At 46.4% G+C, this 19,457-nt stretch carries 18 protein-coding genes; 14 read left to right on the top strand and 4 right to left on the bottom strand.

Annotated features, from left to right (window positions below; all coding sequences use genetic code 11):
* Positions 1-308 precede the first annotated feature (308 nt).
* From EMP01_RS08985 to kdsB, 5 genes are read left to right on the top strand one after another with little or no spacing between them, the layout of a single operon-like run.
* Positions 309-884 carry a hypothetical protein gene (locus EMP01_RS08985; RefSeq protein WP_129021174.1) on the top strand — a complete coding sequence of 192 codons (576 nt, stop codon included), beginning with the start codon at positions 309-311 and terminating at the stop codon, positions 882-884.
* Positions 885-887: 3 nt separating this feature from the next.
* Positions 888-1,511, top strand: a complete 624-nt coding sequence (locus tag EMP01_RS08990; RefSeq protein WP_129021175.1) for a hypothetical protein — start codon at positions 888-890, stop codon at positions 1,509-1,511.
* Complete coding sequence (locus tag EMP01_RS08995; RefSeq protein ID WP_129021176.1) at positions 1,496-2,269, top strand: sensor histidine kinase; 774 nt, start codon at positions 1,496-1,498, stop codon at positions 2,267-2,269. The genes EMP01_RS08990 and EMP01_RS08995 overlap by 16 nt, the downstream gene beginning before the upstream one ends.
* A 14-nt stretch (positions 2,270-2,283) precedes the next feature.
* Positions 2,284-2,937, top strand: coding sequence for a response regulator transcription factor (locus EMP01_RS09000; protein WP_129021177.1), 654 nt, complete (start codon positions 2,284-2,286; stop codon positions 2,935-2,937).
* A gap of 31 nt (positions 2,938-2,968) precedes the next feature.
* Complete coding sequence (kdsB, locus tag EMP01_RS09005; protein ID WP_129021178.1) at positions 2,969-3,709, top strand: 3-deoxy-manno-octulosonate cytidylyltransferase; 741 nt, start codon at positions 2,969-2,971, stop codon at positions 3,707-3,709.
* A 116-nt stretch (positions 3,710-3,825) separates the two neighbouring features.
* Here kdsB and EMP01_RS09010 read toward each other — a convergent pair whose 3' ends face one another.
* Positions 3,826-4,488, bottom strand: coding sequence for a CBS domain-containing protein (locus tag EMP01_RS09010; RefSeq protein ID WP_129021179.1), 663 nt, complete (start codon positions 4,486-4,488; stop codon positions 3,826-3,828).
* A gap of 164 nt (positions 4,489-4,652) precedes the next feature.
* On the opposite strand from EMP01_RS09010, the gene EMP01_RS09015 reads away from it, so the two are divergent.
* From EMP01_RS09015 to EMP01_RS09030, 4 genes are all read left to right on the top strand, one after another.
* Positions 4,653-5,225 (top strand): RNA polymerase sigma factor, encoded by a 573-nt coding sequence (locus tag EMP01_RS09015; protein ID WP_161971280.1) that lies wholly within the window; start codon positions 4,653-4,655, stop codon positions 5,223-5,225.
* Positions 5,222-6,427: a hypothetical protein gene (locus EMP01_RS09020; RefSeq protein ID WP_129021181.1), complete on the top strand. Its 1,206-nt coding sequence runs from the start codon at positions 5,222-5,224 to the stop codon at positions 6,425-6,427. The genes EMP01_RS09015 and EMP01_RS09020 overlap by 4 nt, the downstream gene beginning before the upstream one ends.
* A 75-nt stretch (positions 6,428-6,502) precedes the next feature.
* Entirely contained in the window at positions 6,503-7,744 is a 1,242-nt protein-coding gene (locus EMP01_RS09025) for a mechanosensitive ion channel family protein (RefSeq protein WP_161971282.1), read from the top strand.
* A 68-nt stretch (positions 7,745-7,812) separates the two neighbouring features.
* Complete coding sequence (locus EMP01_RS09030) at positions 7,813-8,406, top strand: HD domain-containing protein (protein WP_129021183.1); 594 nt, start codon at positions 7,813-7,815, stop codon at positions 8,404-8,406.
* A gap of 355 nt (positions 8,407-8,761) precedes the next feature.
* On the opposite strand, the gene EMP01_RS09035 is transcribed toward EMP01_RS09030, so the two are convergent.
* Positions 8,762-9,820 carry a branched-chain amino acid aminotransferase gene (locus EMP01_RS09035; RefSeq protein WP_129021184.1) on the bottom strand — a complete coding sequence of 353 codons (1,059 nt, stop codon included), beginning with the start codon at positions 9,818-9,820 and terminating at the stop codon, positions 8,762-8,764.
* A gap of 168 nt (positions 9,821-9,988) precedes the next feature.
* Here EMP01_RS09035 and EMP01_RS09040 point away from each other — a divergent pair, with 168 nt between their 5' ends.
* Positions 9,989-10,414, top strand: a complete 426-nt coding sequence (locus tag EMP01_RS09040; RefSeq protein WP_129021185.1) for a hypothetical protein — start codon at positions 9,989-9,991, stop codon at positions 10,412-10,414.
* Positions 10,415-10,428: 14 nt separating this feature from the next.
* Complete coding sequence (rdgB, locus tag EMP01_RS09045) at positions 10,429-11,010, top strand: RdgB/HAM1 family non-canonical purine NTP pyrophosphatase (RefSeq protein WP_129021186.1); 582 nt, start codon at positions 10,429-10,431, stop codon at positions 11,008-11,010.
* Here the strand turns inward: rdgB and EMP01_RS09050 are convergent.
* On the bottom strand, positions 10,991-11,305 hold the full coding sequence (locus tag EMP01_RS09050) for a cell division protein ZapA (RefSeq protein ID WP_161971284.1): 315 nt from the start codon (positions 11,303-11,305) through the stop codon (positions 10,991-10,993). The two genes, rdgB and EMP01_RS09050, sit on opposite strands and share 20 nt — an antisense overlap.
* An 88-nt stretch (positions 11,306-11,393) precedes the next feature.
* Here EMP01_RS09050 and ftsY point away from each other — a divergent pair, with 88 nt between their 5' ends.
* The 3 genes from ftsY (at position 11,394) to EMP01_RS09065 (ending at position 18,299) form a co-directional block, all read left to right on the top strand.
* Positions 11,394-12,368 (top strand): signal recognition particle-docking protein FtsY, encoded by a 975-nt coding sequence (gene ftsY, locus EMP01_RS09055; protein ID WP_129021188.1) that lies wholly within the window; start codon positions 11,394-11,396, stop codon positions 12,366-12,368.
* Positions 12,369-12,486: 118 nt separating this feature from the next.
* Complete coding sequence (locus tag EMP01_RS09060) at positions 12,487-15,264, top strand: carboxypeptidase-like regulatory domain-containing protein (RefSeq protein ID WP_129021189.1); 2,778 nt, start codon at positions 12,487-12,489, stop codon at positions 15,262-15,264.
* An 824-nt stretch (positions 15,265-16,088) separates the two neighbouring features.
* Positions 16,089-18,299, top strand: a complete 2,211-nt coding sequence (locus tag EMP01_RS09065; protein ID WP_237559506.1) for a B12-binding domain-containing radical SAM protein — start codon at positions 16,089-16,091, stop codon at positions 18,297-18,299.
* A gap of 124 nt (positions 18,300-18,423) precedes the next feature.
* Here the strand turns inward: EMP01_RS09065 and EMP01_RS09070 are convergent, their stop codons facing one another.
* Positions 18,424-19,395 carry a polyprenyl synthetase family protein gene (locus EMP01_RS09070; RefSeq protein ID WP_237559507.1) on the bottom strand — a complete coding sequence of 324 codons (972 nt, stop codon included), beginning with the start codon at positions 19,393-19,395 and terminating at the stop codon, positions 18,424-18,426.
* Between the last annotated feature and the right edge of the window lie 62 nt (positions 19,396-19,457).

The raw sequence follows: 19,457 nt of genomic DNA on the forward strand, positions 1-19,457 counted from the left end.
GATAAATATATAATCTGTAAGTCAAAAAGTAGTGAGTTTGATTGTTATTTATTTTAGAAGGTCTGTAATGCTATACTGTTTTGCTTTTGCTAAAATGTTATACAAGAGCAATACCCTTTATTTTTCAGGAAAAATCCCCATTTTACGCTGCTTCTTTTCTGCTAGTATTGCAGTGTAATCAACAGTGTATACAGATTAAGTTTTGCTTAAATGTTCAGTTATCCGTGATAATGTTCTGTGGCACTATATGATTTATAATACATTTGTTATAATTTGTACATGTTTCACCACCTAAAAACAAAAATAATATGCGTTCAAAAACTACTCCAGTATTGACTACGGTGCTGTTCCTAGCACTGGTTTTTTCCGGTTATTACATGTATAAGCAAAACCAGGAAATCAAAACACTTCAGGCAAAGATCAGTGAACTGCAGTCTGGTAGTACATCCTGCTGCGGGGATAGTGTTGTGCCTGCATACAGCAGCATCAGCTACGAAGAGTTTGAGCAAAATGTGAATTACTTTAAAACAAGTATTGGGGGCAATGCTATTGATGCGGAGTCCGAAACAAAATCTTTATGGATGAGCATGGAGGAGATGCAGAACTACCTGTGTGTCGTGCGCAATCATGCCAAGGAAATGGGGCTTAATGCAAATGATCTTGGTCTGAGAATATACTTTATCCGTTACAAACCTTCTGGTACTGAATTTGATAATAAACTGTCTGTTGCCTTTATTCCAACATACAAAAGTGAAAGAGGTACATCAACCGATTATGATGCAAGCCGTTTGAAAAGCACTACGATTATGGAGGGCGGACAGACATTTATCATGAACCGTATTATGCCTTGTCCGGTCAATTGCGATGGGGTGCTGCTGAAATAACTTATGTTGCTGGCCACATTTTCTTACCTGCTCCTGCTGATTACAATGATCATCGGGTGGATCACTTTCCCAAACAGGAAAGGGGTACTACGGTTATTGCCCGTATACATTACCCTTGTGTTCGGACTGGAGATGCTGGCTTACTGGCTGATGAAGCATAAGAGACATAATATGGAGGTGTATGATATCATGTCCATACTAGAATTTTCTTTTTACAGCCTTTTATATTATTACGTAACGGTCCAGCGGTATACACGCATACTCATCGGCATTTTTGCATTGCTGTTCGCCTTATCGCTGGTCTTGTTTTACGGGCATATATACCGCTATACTTTTTACAATATTATTTCGACATTCCTGTCCATGTTCTTTATGGTCATCATGGCGGTCAATTACCTGGCAGAGGTATTGCGTTCCGACAATATCATTTCTTTTAATGATAACCCCATGATCTGGATCAGTATAGGCTTATTGCTGTACCTCAGTTGTTCGGCCTTCCTGGTTACCAGCAACTATTTCAAGATTGTATACGCACACCATAGCCTGGTGCACAATGTAGTAACATTTATCAGTGTGCTGTGTCTGTATACCTGCATGACAACGGCACTTTTATGCAAACGCAGATGAATAATAATGAACTTGTATATATTGCTACCATCATACCAGTACTGCTTGTCATTACGGTGATCGTCATTATTGTCCTGTTTATCCGTAAAAAGAATAAACTGCTGATCGAACAGCAGCAAAAAGAACTGGACTTTCTGTCCGAGATCAACAAAGCCCGTATAGAGGTAAAAGACACCATCTTAAAACAGGTAGCAGGAGAGTTGCATGATAATATAGGACAGATACTGGCATTGAATTGCATGTACCTGAAATCGATACGGAAATCGTATAGCGAAGAGCAGCTGGATGTGATTGCAGAGCTGGCCGCTAAAGCACTGAATGAGGTGCGCCAGCTGAGCCGCCTGCTGAATGATGACCTGGTGCATAATTACAACCTGGTAGACTCTATACGCAAGCTGCAGGAGTATTTAAGTAAGCTGTCTGCTTTAAAGATCAATCTTGAGATTTCCGGTGAGGTCAGGGTATTGGATACTAATGTAGAATTGATTATCTTTCGTATCTGCCAGGAGTTTATTACCAATTCACTGAAACATGCGCAATGCGATCGTATTGATATTACCTTAAGGTATAATCCGCACCAGCTGATGCTACAGCTGAGCGATAATGGCTCCGGATTCAATATACAGGACATTTCTGAAGGAAATGGCGTGCTCGGATTTTATAACCGTGCCAAAATCATTAATGCCCGGATAGAGATGGATTCCGTTCCTGGAAGCGGTACCACACTATCCCTGGTTTACAATACACCACAACAATAAAATACCGCACGATCATGGAAAAGGTAAATGTAATCATAGCCGACGATCATGAACTGATGTCCCGGGGTATCTGTACCCTGGTCAATTCTATACCGGATCATGAAGTGATTTATGAAGCACGGAACGGCAAAGAACTGGTGCGCTACCTGGAAACCGGCGGTAACCTCCTGCCGGATATTATCCTGCTCGATATCAATATGCCGGTCATGGATGGGTTTAAAACCATGGAGTGGATGCAGATCAATCATCCCGAACTGCCCGTACTGGCCCTGACCATTAATGATGATGATGCCTCTGTGATCAATATGCTGCGCTTGGGGGTAAAAGGTTATCTGCTGAAAGAAACCGATTCTGAAGAGTTGATCCTGGCGATGAAAACGATACTGAACAGAGGATTCTACAGTTCGGAAATAGCCAGCGCAAAGCTACTGCAGGCCGTAATGCAACCCAAAGGAGCCATGGCTGTGAAAGTGGGCCTGAAAGAAAGAGAACTCGAGTTTCTGAAACTGGCCTGTACCGACCTTACTTATACACAGATTGCTGACCGCATGTGCCTTAGTCCTAAAACGGTAGACCACTATCGTGATGCACTGTTCGAAAAATTCGAAGTGAAATCGAGAGTTGGTCTCGTCATCTTTGCGATAAAAAACAGGCTGGTGCAGATTTAAGCAGTACATTTGCCTTCAAAAAAAAGTATACATGAAAGCGATTGCGCTCATCCCGGCACGACTGGCTTCCACACGGCTGGCCGAAAAATTACTGATAGAACTGGAAGGTAAAACAGTGATCCAGCGGACCTATGAGGCTACTCTGGCCACAGGCCTTTTTGAATCGGTTGTCGTGGTGACTGACAGTGATGCCATAGAATCCATCATCAGGAATTGTGGCGGAACCGTGTTGCGCAGTACAGAGGAGTATGAATCCGGTACCGACCGTATCGCTGCTATTGCTGCTCAGCTGGAAGCAGACGTATTCCTGAATGTACAGGGAGATGAGCCTTTTGTGCAGCAAAAACCACTGGAACAATTACTCGATTTATTCCGAGACGAAGCCGGAAAGCAGGTTAGGGTAGGGAGCATTCGCAAGCCTATTGCCGATCCGGCGCTGATCAATAGTCCCAATGTCGTAAAGGTAGTTTGTGACCTGGATGGCAATTCCCTGCTGTTTTCCCGCAGCCCTGTACCATATGTGCGTGATGAAACTGTTCCCAATACTTATTACCAGCATATAGGCGTTTATGCTTTCCGCAAAGAGGCCCTGATGTTGTTTCCGACACTGCCTATGACCCCTCTGGAAAAAGTAGAAAAGATAGAATGTCTTCGCTTTTTGGAGCATGGCATTCCATTGAAGATGACTACTGTTTCTGAAATGGGTATTGGTATTGATGTGGCCGATGATGTGGAGCGGGCCAGGGCTTACCTGAAAACAATTCAACAATAAAAAATCAAAAAGACAAGCCTTCTTGGACCCGGGTTGAAGGAGCTTGTGCACATCTTATAAAAAGTGTTGCGCGGCCCAAAGGGCCGCGCAACACTTTTTATAAGACTTTTTTTTAATTACATATTGATATAAGTCATCAGCAATTTATAACGCTGTGCCAGATCATCATAAGCTGGCAGGTCACCATACACTTCTTTTACGGTATACTCAAAGCGCTCAAACGCAGCAACAACAGTTTGTAACTCCTGTTTATTCATTTTCAGCGTTACTTCCAGCATACCGGTTTGCGTATTGGTATACACCCTGCTGTTGAGGATAATCACATTTTCTCCTTCGCAGATACGGGCAATCTGTCCCAGGCTGTAATCGCCCAGTTTCATTTCCAGTACAATGATGCCGCCAGGCTCATTCAGGCTGCCATTCTCTCCAAGATAATAAAACAACGCATCACGGGAGATTGAACCCAGGTATTCCTGCTCCTGGTTGAGTACCGGTACAACAGGAAACTTGTTCTGTATCGCCATTTTTACGGCCTCAAAAGGGTGTAGCTGTACATGACAGAACAGACGGTTCAGCCTGCCTTCAAGCACCGACAATTCATCATCCGGATTCTCCCAGTCCAGCAGTATCGATTCCTTAACCATGCCCAGGTAATTCTTGCCGTTTACCAGAGGTAATTGTTCCAGGTGCGTCTCTGCAATCATACGTAACGCATCATCGACAGTATCGGAAGGTTTCAGTACAGGTATGGTAGGTTCTATTAAAGCGTCTAATGGCATGATGTGATTGTTTATCCTGGTGAGCAGATATTGTTGCAAATGTAGGCAATATGCCTGTTGCAGTGGTTAATTTAAGTCTAAAATTATTTTAAAGAACATATTGCCGGTTTTTACAGTCAAAAACATAGAAAAACATTATTTTTACGATTCAAAACCTTTTTCCTTTGTCGCATACAATCTATCGAAACCTATTGGACGAGGAACTCTTGTACAGGGTTGCTCATAAGCGTGATCAGGAGGCACTGGCCACCCTGCATAAACGTTATGCACACCTGGCTTTGGGTGTGGGTATGAAATACCTTTCTGCCGACGCTGCAAAAGATGCGGTGCAGGTCGTTTTTATCAAAATATGGACCGATGCGGCACAGTATAAAATCAAGAGTTTTAAACCCTGGTTATATACCGTTGTAAAGAACCATTGCCTGATGGAACTGCGGAAGCAGCAACCGACTACTCCCGTAGATGCAGAAAATACATTTGACTTTGTGGAATATGAAGACCTTTCGCATCATAAGATGGAACAGGAACAAGTATTACGTATTCTCGAATCCTGCCTGAGTAAATTACAGGAAGCACAAAAAGCCTGTATAGAGCTGTTTTACCTGCACCAGAAGACCTACGCAGAAATTGCTGCACACAATCAGATGGATGACAAACAGGTGAAAAGCTACCTGCAAAACGGCAGACGTAATCTGAAACTTTGTTTTGGTCAACATAAAAACAGCATTGCATCATGAACAGTAGAGCCAGATTGATAAAAGCGATAGATAACAGTGCCTGCCTGACCAGAAGGCAGATTAATGATTATATCTATAAAAAATTATTTCCGGAAGAGCAGTATGTTGTAGAAATGCACCTGAATGAGTGCCCTTTCTGTAACGATGCTATAGAAGGTTTCTTAAAGACATCCAATGCCAACCAGTTGCTCAGCGAAGTAGACACCCTTCAGTTACCTGCGGTTGAGGCTGCTCCCGAGCCATTGGTAGAAAAGGTTGTGCCTAAAAAAGAAGTTATCGTACCTCCGGTATCCAAAACGGCGACAGAAGGACCGGTACATCCGACACAACGTAAAACAGTTGCATTTGATACACCTGACCGTAAACGTGGCATGAACTGGAAAGTAGGACTGGCTGCAGCTGCAGTCGTTGGTCTGGGTATCTGGGGACTGAATCAATTTAACAATCATAAAGCGGAGAAAGCCGCTATGCTGGCGAAAGCAAACGAATCGGCCGGCGCGCTGGATGAAGGTGTAAGCCCTCCGGTAAGCCGACAGGACGACTCTGTAATGAACGCCAAATATGGAATGCAGCCACAGGCAGCTCCGGTTGTAGCCAGTCACAGCAGTGCCAGGGTGAGTAATGTTGCTGCTGATAGTGATGCCGCCATGGTGGCTGCGGCCGATGTGCCTGCAGCTGCTGCACCGGCATCTGCAGCGATGTCCAAAGAAGCCGCTCCTGGCACTGTCGCGGCAAAAACAGCCGCTCCTGCGGAAAGTAAGGCTAAGACAAATGCGACACCTGCATTAGCGAAAGCGACCCCTGCCGAAACAAGGGCTAAAGCTGCAGAAGTAGTGAAAGAGGCCGATATGCGTACAAGCAGCAGCAGTACTACAACGACTAAACCAGTTGTTACAGCCGCGAAGACGGCAACAACAGAAAGGACGGTCGCTAAAGAAAAAGTACGCCCGTCTGCCAAAACACCTGAGGAGCGCGCCAAAGATGCCGCAACTAAAAAAGCAGCAGCAGAAGAGAAAGCGATCACACAGGCAGAAGCAGACTTTAAGAAGGGTATGGATTTGTACAAAAAGAAACAATATGCCTCGGCATTGCCTTATTTCCAGGCAGTGGCTAAAAAGCCTGATATGCCGAACAGCAAGCAGGCGGCCAAATATGTGAAGCTGTGTAAAGAGCAGCTGGCCAAAACTAAGGACGATAAGTAATGCGGCCTGTAAGCGGGTGTAACAGAATAGCGGTGTTGCCCGATGTACTTACAGGTTACTAAAACGGATGATTTTATGCTGAAAGAATATATCAATATAATTGACCGCTATATCAGGGATGAATTTCCTTTACAACTGCGGGAAGTGTCAGTATTGGCGTATAAAATAATCGCGCTGATACTGCTATTCCTGGTACTGTCATTTGTCCTGAAACGGGTCTTTATACCCATCATCCGATGGATCGTTTTTAAATCCAAGAGGCCGTTTTATATTGCCTGTTACAACCGGCACGTGTTCCGATCCTTTCTCAATTTTATTCCCATGCTGTTCTGCTACTGGATTATTGAGGATGTGTTTTACCGGAGCAAACGATTCCTGCCCTATATAGATGCTATATTTAACTGGCTTATCATCACCGTAGTCGCCGTCATTCTGCACAGGCTCATCAAAGCGGTGGAGGATTATGCCGATGGCAATCAGCTAAACTATAATGCAACCGGTATCAAAGCAGTGGCACAGTCCATGCGCATTATCGGCATCATAGCCTACGTCATTATTTCCCTGTCTATATTCCTGCGCATCTCTCCCGGTAGTATTTTTGCCGGACTGGGTGCCATGACTGCTGTTGTACTGCTTATTTTCCGGGACACGATCCTGGGGTTTATTTCCGGTATCCATGTGGCGACATCAAGACTCTTCAAAGTAGGAGACTGGATTAATGTAACCAAATATAAGCTGGAGGGAAATGTGATAGAGATCAACCTGCTGACGACCAAGATCAAGAATTTTGATAATACCATATCCTCTATCCCTACCTACGACCTGATCTCTACAGAAGTGCGCAATGCACAGGTGCTGATCGATAAGAACTCCAGGAGGATTAAGCGATCTATATTTTTCAGTATCAAATCATTTAAATTTATTGACCTGGTGGCCTACCAGCGCCTGCAAAGGATCGATATGCTGAAAGATTATTTCCTGACCAAAGAAATGGAAATACATCGCCTGGAAGAGATCAATACCGGTGAGGCGGTAGATGAATACCTGATCAATGGTAAGCAACTGACCAATATCGGAACCTTCAGGATGTATGTATACAATTACCTGAAGCGCCATCCGCAGATCGATGAACAGCAACCGATCATGGTACGCCAGATGGAGATTACACCCAATGGGATGCCCCTGGAGATCTACTGTTTTACCAAGCTGGGGATCTGGAGCGATTTTGAAAACCTGCAATCCGATATTTTCGATCACATACTGGTAGCTGCCCGGGAGTTTGACCTGGATATAGTACAGACGGTAGCCAGCTCATAGCCACAATGCAAGCTGCGGTAGGATCGAAGGTCGGGAAACAAATATGTAATCAATATATAGTGTACAATATGATACCCGAAAAACTGCTGCAGCAAATTGATTTTATTAAAGAAATAGATAAGGTCAAGTACATTCAGCGCAGAACCAAATTATTCAACAGCGACAGAAATGAAAACGATGCCGAGCACAGCTGGCACCTGGCCTTAATGGCCATCGTACTTGCAGAGCATGCCAATGAGCCGGTAGATGTCCTGAAAGTGGTGAAGATGGTGCTGATTCATGATATTGTAGAGATCGATGCCGGAGATACCTTTATCTACGATATGCAGAAAAATCACAGCAATACAGATGAGGAACTGCTGGCCGCAAAACGCATCTTCGGTATGCTGCCACAGGCACAGGCCGAAGAGATGATTGCGATCTGGGAAGAGTTTGAAGCCGGTGTCAGCATCGAAGCCAGGTTTGCCCGCTCGATGGACAGGCTGGAACCATTGCTGCAGAATACTTCTAACAATGGAGGCACCTGGAAAGAATTTGATGTTCCCTATCAGAAAGTATATGAGAAGAAAAGTGTCGTTAAAGAAGGCTCAGAGCCGATCTGGTCCTTTGCCGAAGGGCTGATCAATGATAGCGTGGAGAAGGGCATTTTAAGAAAGGATTAAGCATAATGCTTCGCTCCGTTACTCTATGGTCGATATCACGAAGTGATCCATACCGCACAGATCGCTCCAAAAGGCTTTATAAATCCGGCGTCAAGAAAATCATTGGCTCGGTCGATAGGGTTGCAAACCACTGTCTGAACGAAGTGAGTCTGGTTTGCGACCGACCGACACCTTGATTTTTAGCCAGGGATTTATACAGCCTTGATTTTTTGGCGGTACCTTTTGCATCAAGGCAAAAGGTAGCAAAAGATATAAATAGAATGCTAGACTTTGCTTCCTTTAAACAGATATTCAGTAAATAAATAAATGGCCGGATCATTGATCCGGCCATTTATTATATGCTAAAAGCGATTGATTAGTTTACTTTAAACAACCATCCGTTTTTATCTTCTGTACGTCCGTAACGGATATCGTCCAGTTGTTTTTTGATTTTGTTCGCGATCGGGAATGTCTCTGCAGGAGGCAGGGTCAGTGTTTCGCCTTCGTAAGTCAGGTCCTGGATCAGGGACATAGACGCCGCTGTACCAGTACCGAATGCTTCCTGGAATTTACCTTCTTTATACGCTTGTACCAGCTCTAAGATGCTGATCGGACGCTCTTCAACAGGAATTCCGTTTTCTTTTAGCAGGGCGATAACGCTGTCTCTGGTTACACCAGCCAGGATTGTACCGCTGTTCAGATCAGGTGTCAGGGCTTTACCATCAACGATGAAGAACACGTTCATGGTACCGATTTCCTGTACGAATTTATGCTCAAATGCATCTGTCCACAGGATCTGATCGTAACCCATTTTCTTGATTTCGCTGGTAGGCAGCATGGATGCGCCATAGTTACCAGCAGCTTTGGTATACCCGATACCGCCAGGCACCGCGCGTACATATTTCTCCTGCACATAGATACGTACCGGTTTGCTGTAGTACGGACCAGCAGGGCTATTGATGATCATGAATTTATAATCGTGAGAGCTTCTTACACCCAGGAACTCATCTGTAGCCATCATAAAAGGACGGATGTACAGAGATGTACCATCTTCGTTAGGTACCCATGAGTTATCCAGCGCAATCAGCTGACGCATACCTTCCAGGAAAATTTCTTTAGGAATCTCTGGCATATCCAGGCGGGCAGCAGATTTATTTAAACGTTCCCAGTTTTTTTCCGGGCGGAAAACCGCAGCCGTTCCATCTGGTTGACGATAGGCTTTAACACCTTCAAAAATAGCTTGTCCGTAATGTAAAGCAGAGGTCGACGGACTTAAGCTTAAAGGACCATAAGGTACAATTTCCGGAGTGCCCCACTGCCCATCTTTATAATCACATACCAACATGTGGTCTGCATACTCCTTACCAAAAACCAGTTCATCTTTGCGTAGCTCATGTGCGCGACTGTTTGCTACTTTAGAAATTTTAATGTCCATATTGTCTAAATAATAGATTTAATATAATTATGACCCGGCTCTAGTGCTAGTCAATGACTTACAAAGCCGGGGCAAATCTACGTTTTTTTGAACAATATAGAAGTGTATTGCAGTTTGTTCATAAAAATTTACTTTTGCCGGGAACGCTTTCTATACGTACTTTACCATATGATACAGCAACTTTTTGCCTCCGAAACACTGGTGCATAACCTGCCTAATTTTAACAGTTTGTCAACACCCGAAGGGGTGCGTGTACTGGTGATCCTGGACCGTTTTGTAGACGAAAATGCTGATAAAGAACAGATTACGAAGATTTTTCAGGCATGTAAAGTCACGCCGGAGCAACTGTATATTACAGACGAGTGGGTAGCCTGGCAAAACATCAGTGGGGTAGAAAGTATTAAAGAAGTATTTCTGTTCAACGTAGATCCGAAAAGTATACATATTCATTATACCTTATTCCCTTATAAAATGCTGGGTATCGGAGATAAGCAGATCATGCTGGCAGATGAGCTGCGCATGATTATGGGCAATGCCCAGCTGAAGGCCGACTTCTGGAACAAGGCACTGAAACCATATTATATCGGAAAATAAACACATACAGATTCATGACCAGACTAGTATTAGCCTCCAATAACGCACATAAGATTGCAGAGATCAACGGCCTCCTGGAGGGCGCTTTTGAAGTGATCAGCCTCAAAGATACCGGCATTACAGAAGAGATTCCCGAGCCATACGATACCTTCGAAGAGAATGCTCTGGCTAAGGCCAACTATGTATATGAGCGTACCGGCCTCATGACCTTCTCCGAAGATAGCGGCCTGATCGTACCCGCGCTGGGTGGTGCACCAGGAGTGTTCAGTGCACGCTATGCCGGCGAGCCGCGCAGCGATGAGCGCAATACCGAAAAGCTATTGCAGGAGCTGGAGGGTAGTACAGACCGCCATGCCTATTACCAGACGACAATTTGCCTGGTAGGCAGCGGAGCACCAGTATATTTTAAAGGAATCTGTGAGGGAGATATTGCCACAGCACCATCGGGCAGCGGAGGCTTTGGCTACGATCCTGTATTTATCCCAAAAGGGTATGACCAGACTTTCGGACAGCTACCCGCAGAAGTGAAGAAGGCCGTAAGCCATCGCGCTAAAGCCATGGCTCAGTTCGTCGGGTTTATAAAACAAGGTCTGTAGCAGGGGCAGACTTGTCTTCGAGGCAGTCGTCTATAGATTGCATCATTTCCTGTATCGTATCCTGCTGCACCGGGGTGAAGCCACTGTGATCGGTCACCTGGTCGGTAGCATACATCATCAGGCACATCGCCAGGAAGTCCTGTTCATCTTTGCCCACGATATCGTTGCGCAGTTTGGCCAGTCGCTGTTCAGCTACTTTCATGGCCTGGCGTATCGCCTGTTCCTCTTCCGGCTTTACCCGGATGCGGTAACTGCGGCCGGCCAGCCATAAGGTTATAGGGATGGTGTTTTCCATAACAGCATTCATTTTCAGCAAAAATAAAATTTTGTATCCTTATATAATAGACTAATTTTACACCTTATAATTTTTTATATTATCTGTTATGGGTTTTTTTGACAAACTATTCAAAAGAAATAAAGATCAGGAAGAACAAAAAGCGGTATTAGACGAAGGACTAAAACAGACCAAAGAGAATTTCTTTAGCAAGATCTCCAAAGCCATTGCAGGAAAGAGTGAAGTAGATGAAGAAGTGCTGGATAACCTGGAAGAAGCCCTGATTACAGCAGATGTAGGCCTGGATACGACCGTTACCATCATCAAAAATATCGAAGCACGCGTTGCCAAAGATAAATACATCAATACCGGCGAACTGAACAACATTCTTCAGGAAGAAATCGCCAATATCCTTACCGACTCATCCAGTACCGATTACAAAACGTACGGCACACCGCTGGATAAAAAACCTTATGTAATACTGGTTGTAGGCGTAAACGGTGTAGGTAAGACTACAACGATTGGTAAGCTTGCATATAATTTCAAAAAGAACGGTAAGTCTGTATTGCTGGGTGCAGCCGATACCTTCCGTGCCGCAGCTGTAGATCAGCTGAGCATCTGGAGCGATCGTGTAGGCGTACCTATTGTAAAGAAAGAGATGGGTAGCGATCCAAGTTCTGTAGCTTATGATACTATCGTCAGTGGTATAGCCCGCGATGTAGATGTGATCATTATCGATACCGCCGGTCGTCTGCATAATAAAGCGCACCTGATGGAAGAGCTGAGCAAGATCAAACGCTCTATCGGTAAAAACATGGAAAATGCTCCGCATGAAGTTATGCTGGTGCTGGACGGCAGTACAGGGCAGAACGCACTGGAGCAGGCCAAGCATTTTACCGCAGCTACAGAAGTGACCTCACTGGCCATTACCAAGCTCGATGGCACGGCCAAGGGTGGTGTGGTATTAGCCATCGCCAATCAGTTCAAAATACCGGTAAAATATATAGGTGTAGGAGAGCGAATGGAGGACTTACAAGTATTCAATAAATATGAATTTGTAGACTCTTTATTTTCCTTGCAGTAACATATGGTTAATGGTAGATAAATAACAATTACTTTATACAGTTTCTCTCAGTAGCGGCAAAACTTATTCTAGTTTTGCCGCTACTTTTTAGAACCATTTTTTTAGTTATTTATACTATATGAAGCACGTTTTACTGCTCTCAGTTATTTCATCTTTTTCCGTTATTGTGCAGGCGCAGACTGCCCTGGTAAAAGGTGTTCTGGAAAACAAGGATAACGGCAGGCCACTTACCGAAGTGGAAGTGACCATTCCGCAACTGAAGCTGATGAAGATAACCAATGCAGAAGGGCGCTTTACCTTCAGCCAGGTGCCGCATGGTACCTACAAGCTGGTTGTAAATACTTCTGCCAACAAACAAGAAACAGTAACGATCAATGTAGACCAGGATGTGGTAGACCTGGGCGCACTGGCTTTCGGGATTGATGAACAGGCCATAAGCGTAGCGGCCAATCAGGCACCGACCATTTCGCTGGAAGAGAATGCCTCTTCGGGAGATGATGATGGTATCAGCGATCAGAGCGTGTCCGGTGTACTCACCGCATCACGCGATCCTTACCTGGCCGCAGCCTCTTATACCTTCGGGCCGCAGCGCTTCCAGATTCGTGGATATAAAAGAGATCAGCTGGAAGTATATATGAATGGTCTTCCGATGAATGATGCTGAATCCGGTTCAGCCTTCTTCGGGCAGTGGGGCGGACTGAACGATGTGTTCCGCAACCAGACCGTAACCTACGGACTGTCGCCTTCAGAAGTAGGCTTCGGCGGACTGAGCGGCGCGACACAGATCGAAGCCACTGCTGCCGATCAGCGCAAGCAGACCCGTATCTCCTACGCTGCCTCTAACCGTACCTACCGTAACCGTGTGATGATTACCCACAGCTCTGGCCTTAACGAGAAGGGCTGGGCTTATTCCGTATCTGCTTCCAAAAGATGGAGCGATGAAGGCTACATTCCAGGTACATTCTACGACGGCTACTCAGCCTACCTGGCCGTGAGCAAGAAGATCAATAATGCCAACTCCATTCACCTCACCGCCTTCGGCGCACCAACCAGCCGTGGCAAGGCCATGCCTGCTACGCAGGAGGCTATGGATCTGGCCGGCAGCAACTTCTATAATCCTAACTGGGGTTATGTAAATGGAGAGAAGAAAAATTCTCGCGCCAACAATTCTAACCAACCCGCGGCTATACTCACCTACAAGTATAACCCGGACAATAATACCCAATGGAATACCTCACTGGGCTTCCAGACCGGTTATAATGGCAATACCTCCCTCGACTGGTACAATGCTATGGACCCTCGTCCTGATTACTACCGCAACCTGCCTAGCTATTACCTGTATGATCCGAGAGGCGCAGACGAGGCTATGGCCAATGCACAGCGCGATTACCTGCTGGCAGATCCAAGTCGTATGCAGGTCAACTGGGATAGACTGTATGGTGCCAACCGTATGAATGTACGTACCGTAAATGGCGTTACCGGCAAGCGTTCGGTATACCTGATCGGCGAGGACAGAGACGATATCAATAAATACATGCTCAACTCCACACTGCAAAAGGTAATAGGAGCGCACGTAAAAGTAACTGCCGGTGTAGCGGGCATCCTGCAAAAGACTGCCAGCTATCGCAAAGCCTATGATCTGCTGGGTGGCGACTATTATGTAAACCTGAACCAGTTTGCAGAACGTACCTATATCGGTAACAACGATTACAACCAGAATGACCTCAACAATCCTAATGGTATTGTGTACAAAGGCGATAAATACGGTTATTACTACAAGTCAGACTTTGTGCGCTCTTACGCATGGGCACAGGGCGAGTTTACCTACAACAAAGTAGACTTCTTCCTGACTGGTCGCCTGGGTATGGAAGGCTTCCGCAGAAATGGTATGTTTAAGAACGGTCTGTTTGCCGGAGATTCCGAAGGCCAGTCAGAACGTTTCGACTTCCTCACCTATGCCGTAAAGGGCGGACTGACCTACAAACTGGATGGTCGTAACTATCTGTACGTAAATGGTGCGGTAATGACCAATGCACCTACATTTGACAATACCTTCGTATCACCACGCACCCGTAACAAGGCTGTAGGCAACCCGGTTGTAGAAAAGATCACATCATTAGAGGGTGGATATTTACTGCGCTCGCCGTTCCTGAATGGTCGCCTGAGCGGGTTTGTAACCGAGATGAAAGATATTACCGACATCAAACGTTTCTATCACGAAGATTACCGCACGTTTGTAAACTATGTATTACAGGGTGTAAATATGCGCAACCTGGGTGGAGAGTTTGCCCTCAAAGCCAAGATCAGCCCGAGCCTGTCTGCCACCGCAGTAGCCAGCTGGACACAAGCCTTCTATACCAGCCGTCCTACGGCCAGCGTATTCCTGGACAATGATACCTCTACCAAAGTAGCTACGCAGACCATCTACCTGAAAGACTATTATGTAGCATCGGGCCCGCAATCGGCCTACACACTGGGGTTGAACTACAGCTCGCCTAAATACTGGTGGGCCAATGTAAATGTCAACTTCTTTGATCGCAACTATATCGACGTAAACCCTGCCCGCCTCACTTCCGATGCCGTAGAGTTTGTACAGAAAGGTACACCACAGTGGAACGATATACTGGGTCAGGAGAAGCTGCCGGCATATTACACCATCGACCTGTTCTGCGGTACCTCCCTGAAGCTGAAGAAATACATCAGATCGGCCAGCAACGATATGTTCCTATACATCAATGTTGGGGTTAATAACCTGCTGAACAATAAGAACATCCGTACCGGAGGTTTTGAGCAGTTGCGTTTCGATGCCGCTACACAGAATGTAGAGCGCTTCCCGGCCAAGTACTTCTATGGCTATGGTGCCAACTACTTTGTGAGCGTTACCTACAAGTTCTAAGCATTCGATCCTATAACTATATACATGGCCCTTCCTCAGCAGGAAGGGCTTTTTGTTTCGTCTATTGTTGGCGCGCATTCACAAACGCGTGCCTCTATTGATACAAACAGACACACGCGAGGGCGCGTGCGCTAGCTTGGGGAGAGGAGATGTCTCCATACGATCGACATCACGAAGGGACGTAAACCGTTCGCTGAGGCCCTCGAAGTGATAATGTTGTGCATAAAGTACCTCTCGATGCTGGCGCGCGCCCCCAGGCGCGTGTCCTCGCATACCTCATGACCCCACCTCAGAGGTACCCCCTGCTACCCCAAACCTTAATGAACGCGATAAAAAGCTCAATTCGATTTGCCAAAAAGCTCAATGAAGCGACCTAAAAGCTCAATCAAGGGTATATAAAAGCTGCGCGCGAGGGATAAAAAGCTCCATTCGCGCAGCTTTTTGCTTAATTCCATTTCATAAAAAGCTGCGTGCATTCCATAAAAAGGTGCGCCCGGCCACTAAAAAGCTAAATGATATGTAGCTTTTTTGCGCGTCGATTCAGGTTTTCAGCGGGTGAATGTAGCTCCCAAAACAGGTTGATGTAGTTTTTTTGCGTGCCAATGTTGTATAGCGACAGATCGATTTAGTTTTTGTCCGGGTCGGTGTAGCATACCGGTACATTGCCGCGGCTTTTTATATCGTTCATGTTGCGCTGAATAGGGTAGACTTAAGGTAGACTTAAGTACAAGAGCGCACGCGCGAAGGCGCGTGCCTACAACATAAAGCTACCTTCCGCACGTGCCAGCAAAAAGGCCTATCTTTGCATATTGTTGAATAATAATATGATGCGTCCCGTGCAACAATCCGTTTTCCTGGTCACCCCTCCGTTTACACAGCTCAATACCCCATACCCGGCTACTGCTTACCTCAAAGGTTTTCTGAATACCAAAAACATTGAGTCGCACCAGGCCGATCTGGGTATACTGGTCATCAACGAGTTGTTTTCTGCAAAGGGGCTGGAATCCTTGTTTGCCGAGATTGAGGCCGGCGGTTATGTGCTCGATGGCAATATAGCCCGTATCATGACCCTGAAAGAGGATTATCTGCACACGATAGACCCGGTCATAGCCTTTCTGCAGGACCGCAATCCTACACTGTCATACGCCATCTGTACCGGTAACTATCTGCCAGAGGCAAGTCGTTTTGAGCAGGTGGCTGACCTGGAGTGGGCCTTTGGTACACTGGGTATCCGCGACAAGGCACGACACCTGGCTACCTTATATTTAGAAGATATTTCAGACCTCATCATTGCTACCGTCGATCCGTTGTTCGGGTTCAGCCGGTATGCCGAGCGACTGGCCAGCAGTGCCCGCTCTTTTGATGACCTGTACAATGCCTTAAAGGCACCGCCTACCTTTACCGATCGCATATTGCTGCGCATACTGGAGGAGCAACTGGCGCTGTACAAGCCTACCTTGATGGGGCTTTCGGCACCATTTCCCGGCAATCTGTACAGTGGTCTGCGCTGCGGACAATATATCAAACAACATCACCCCGACATCAAGATCTGCCTCGGCGGCGGTTATGCCAATACCGAGCTGCGCAGCCTGAGCGATGCCCGGGTATTCGAGTTTCTGGACTATGTAACCCTCGACGATGGCGAGGCGACCGTACTGCACCTGATCGAGATGCTGGAGGGCAAGCGCGATATACACTTTCTCAAGCGCACCTTTGCTTTGGATGAAGAGGGTGTGGTACAATACTACAACGGCACCATAGCCGGAGATTATAAGCAGGCCGATGTGGGTACGCCCGATTACGGAGACCTGCCGCTGGACCGCTACCTGTCGGTGATAGAAGTAGCTAACCCGATGCATCGCCTCTGGAGCGATGGCCGCTGGAACAAGCTGACCCTTGCACATGGCTGCTACTGGGGCAAATGTACCTTCTGCGACATCTCGCTCGATTATATTAAAAATTACGAAGCTACTACGGCTGTAGTGCTGGTTGATCGTATGGAGCAGCTGATCCGCGAGACGGGACAGCATGGCTTCCACTTTGTCGATGAGGCAGCACCGCCTGCACTCATTCGGGAGGTGGCGCTGGAGATCCTGCGCCGTAAGCTGACCATTACCTGGTGGACCAATATCCGTTTCGAAAAAAGCTTTACCCCCGACCTGTGTCGCCTGCTGGCGGCCTCGGGCTGTATAGCGGTATCGGGCGGGCTGGAGGTAGCCTCTGACCGATTGTTGCAACTGATCAAGAAAGGGGTAACCGTAGCCCAGGTGGCTAAGGTGGCCGATAGCTTTACCGAAGCGGGCATTATGGTACATGCCTACCTGATGTACGGCTTCCCTACACAGACCGAGCAGGAGACGATCGATAGCCTGGAGGTGGTACGCCAGTTATTTGAACTGAATGTGGTACAATCGGGTTTCTGGCACCAGTTTGCCATGACGGCACACAGCCCGGTGGGCATGAATCCTGAGCTCTTTAAAGTGAAAAATGTGCTGGAGGGAGTAGGGGCATTTGCCAATAATGACCTGCCGCATATAGATGAGACGGGAGCAGACCATAGCCGTTATGCCGGTGGTCTGAAAAAGGCGCTGTATAATTATATGCATGGTATCTGTTTCGACTTCCCACTGCAGGATTGGTTTGACTTCCGGGTGAAACGACCAACCATAGCCCCGGATTATATAGAACGCAGCCTGGCCGAAGCACCGGAGCCGCCATTGCGCCCCAGTACCAAGATCGTATGGACGGGCAAGCCGCCGCAACTGGAGGTAAATCATCAGAAACATAAAGGTAAGATTGTGACCCGTGCACAGCTGATCTTTCAGCAGAAACGCAGTGCCCTGGAGCTGAATGTAACCCCTGCTGAGGGTAAGCTGATTCAGGAATTGCTGGAGCGTTGTCATGTAAGTAACCAGGCCATGACTGTAGGTGCGCTGCAAGACCATTTCATGCAAACCCACCATACCGACATTATGCCTTTACTGGAAGGCCCTACTATACAAGACTTAAAAGAAATGGGCTTATATATTCTATAAGCCCATTGTGGTATTTGTCACAATTATTTTAATGTTCGTCCTGTCGACCAGCGTGGAGACATCTCCTCTTGCAGCGATCAGAGATTTCTCGGCACCGCTGCGCTCGCTCGAAATGACGGGCACATTAGTAATCTCTGTTGATGAGGAATTGTACCAGTTCGCGGAATGGTGCTTTCTTTTCGTCCGGCACCTGCACTTCGTTCAGCGCTTGTAATGCCTTTTGGGTATAAGCATCTATCGCTTGTTTGCAGATAGATCCTACACTCAGGGTATTGTACAACTGAATGGTATCCTGTACTTTGGTAGTACCATGACCATGCGCCAGTATGTTTATGGCTGTTTTCTGCGTATCGCTTGCCTGTAGCATAGCCGTAATAGCTAGGAAGGTTTTTTTATTGGCCTGTATATCTCCGCCTATTTGTTTGCCTACTTTATCGCCATCACCAAAAGTATCCAGGTAGTCGTCCTGTAGCTGGAAGGCAATACCCAGGTTCTTGCCGAAGGTGTACAGGCGGGCTGCATCCTCTTCCGTAGCACCGGCTATCAGCGCACCGATCTGCATACTGCAGGCTAGTAATACGGCTGTCTTCTGCGCAATCATGTGTATGTAAGCCTCTTCGGTAACATTGTCCTGCTGCTCAAAATCCATATCCAGTTGCTGCCCCTCACATACCTCTATTGCTGTACGGTTAAAAATGCCCAGCAGTACGGGTATCAGTTCCGGTTTTACCCTTTCCAGGCACTGAAATGCCATAATGTTCATCACATCGCCGGAGAGGATTGCTGTAGTGGTACTATATAACTCATGAACGGTAGTCTTGCCACGACGCAGCGGGGCATTATCCATAATGTCATCATGTATGAGGGTGAAATTATGAAACAGCTCTATAGCTGCAGCGCCCCAGTATACATCTGGTGTAATGCCTTTGTATAAGGCAGCGGCCATAAGGCATACCGATGGTCTGATTCTCTTACCGCCAATCGATAATATATAACTGCAAGGTTCATATAAATTCCGGGGTTCGCGGGAGAAGAGTTGCTGCTCCTGTAAAAACTGCTCAAAAGCCTGAGCGTGGTGCTGGAAAGACTGCATCATAAAGGATTTCAGAGAGATAAATGTCCGTTGCGAAAGTAAACAATCTTTGTGAGAGCGATGGG

Origin of the sequence: Edaphocola flava (assembly GCF_004118155.1) — a bacterium.
Taxonomy (GTDB): Bacteria; Bacteroidota; Bacteroidia; order Chitinophagales; family Chitinophagaceae; genus Edaphocola; species Edaphocola flava.

What these genes read in the sequence shown, in the direction of transcription:
- EMP01_RS08985 (WP_129021174.1), top strand. Translation starts at nt 309, where the DNA reads ATGCGTTCAAAAACTACTCCAGTATTGACTACGGTGCTGTTCCTAGCA.
- EMP01_RS08990 (WP_129021175.1), top strand. Translation starts at nt 888, where the DNA reads ATGTTGCTGGCCACATTTTCTTACCTGCTCCTGCTGATTACAATGATC.
- EMP01_RS08995 (WP_129021176.1), top strand. Translation starts at nt 1,496, where the DNA reads ATGCAAACGCAGATGAATAATAATGAACTTGTATATATTGCTACCATC.
- EMP01_RS09000 (WP_129021177.1), top strand. Translation starts at nt 2,284, where the DNA reads ATGGAAAAGGTAAATGTAATCATAGCCGACGATCATGAACTGATGTCC.
- kdsB (WP_129021178.1), top strand. Translation starts at nt 2,969, where the DNA reads ATGAAAGCGATTGCGCTCATCCCGGCACGACTGGCTTCCACACGGCTG.
- EMP01_RS09010 (WP_129021179.1), bottom strand. Translation starts at nt 4,488, where the DNA reads ATGCCATTAGACGCTTTAATAGAACCTACCATACCTGTACTGAAACCT.
- EMP01_RS09020 (WP_129021181.1), top strand. Translation starts at nt 5,222, where the DNA reads ATGAACAGTAGAGCCAGATTGATAAAAGCGATAGATAACAGTGCCTGC.
- EMP01_RS09025 (WP_161971282.1), top strand. Translation starts at nt 6,503, where the DNA reads ATGCTGAAAGAATATATCAATATAATTGACCGCTATATCAGGGATGAA.
- EMP01_RS09030 (WP_129021183.1), top strand. Translation starts at nt 7,813, where the DNA reads ATGATACCCGAAAAACTGCTGCAGCAAATTGATTTTATTAAAGAAATA.
- EMP01_RS09035 (WP_129021184.1), bottom strand. Translation starts at nt 9,820, where the DNA reads ATGGACATTAAAATTTCTAAAGTAGCAAACAGTCGCGCACATGAGCTA.
- EMP01_RS09040 (WP_129021185.1), top strand. Translation starts at nt 9,989, where the DNA reads ATGATACAGCAACTTTTTGCCTCCGAAACACTGGTGCATAACCTGCCT.
- rdgB (WP_129021186.1), top strand. Translation starts at nt 10,429, where the DNA reads ATGACCAGACTAGTATTAGCCTCCAATAACGCACATAAGATTGCAGAG.
- EMP01_RS09050 (WP_161971284.1), bottom strand. Translation starts at nt 11,305, where the DNA reads ATGGAAAACACCATCCCTATAACCTTATGGCTGGCCGGCCGCAGTTAC.
- ftsY (WP_129021188.1), top strand. Translation starts at nt 11,394, where the DNA reads ATGGGTTTTTTTGACAAACTATTCAAAAGAAATAAAGATCAGGAAGAA.
- EMP01_RS09060 (WP_129021189.1), top strand. Translation starts at nt 12,487, where the DNA reads ATGAAGCACGTTTTACTGCTCTCAGTTATTTCATCTTTTTCCGTTATT.
- EMP01_RS09065 (WP_237559506.1), top strand. Translation starts at nt 16,089, where the DNA reads ATGATGCGTCCCGTGCAACAATCCGTTTTCCTGGTCACCCCTCCGTTT.
- EMP01_RS09070 (WP_237559507.1), bottom strand. Translation starts at nt 19,395, where the DNA reads ATGATGCAGTCTTTCCAGCACCACGCTCAGGCTTTTGAGCAGTTTTTA.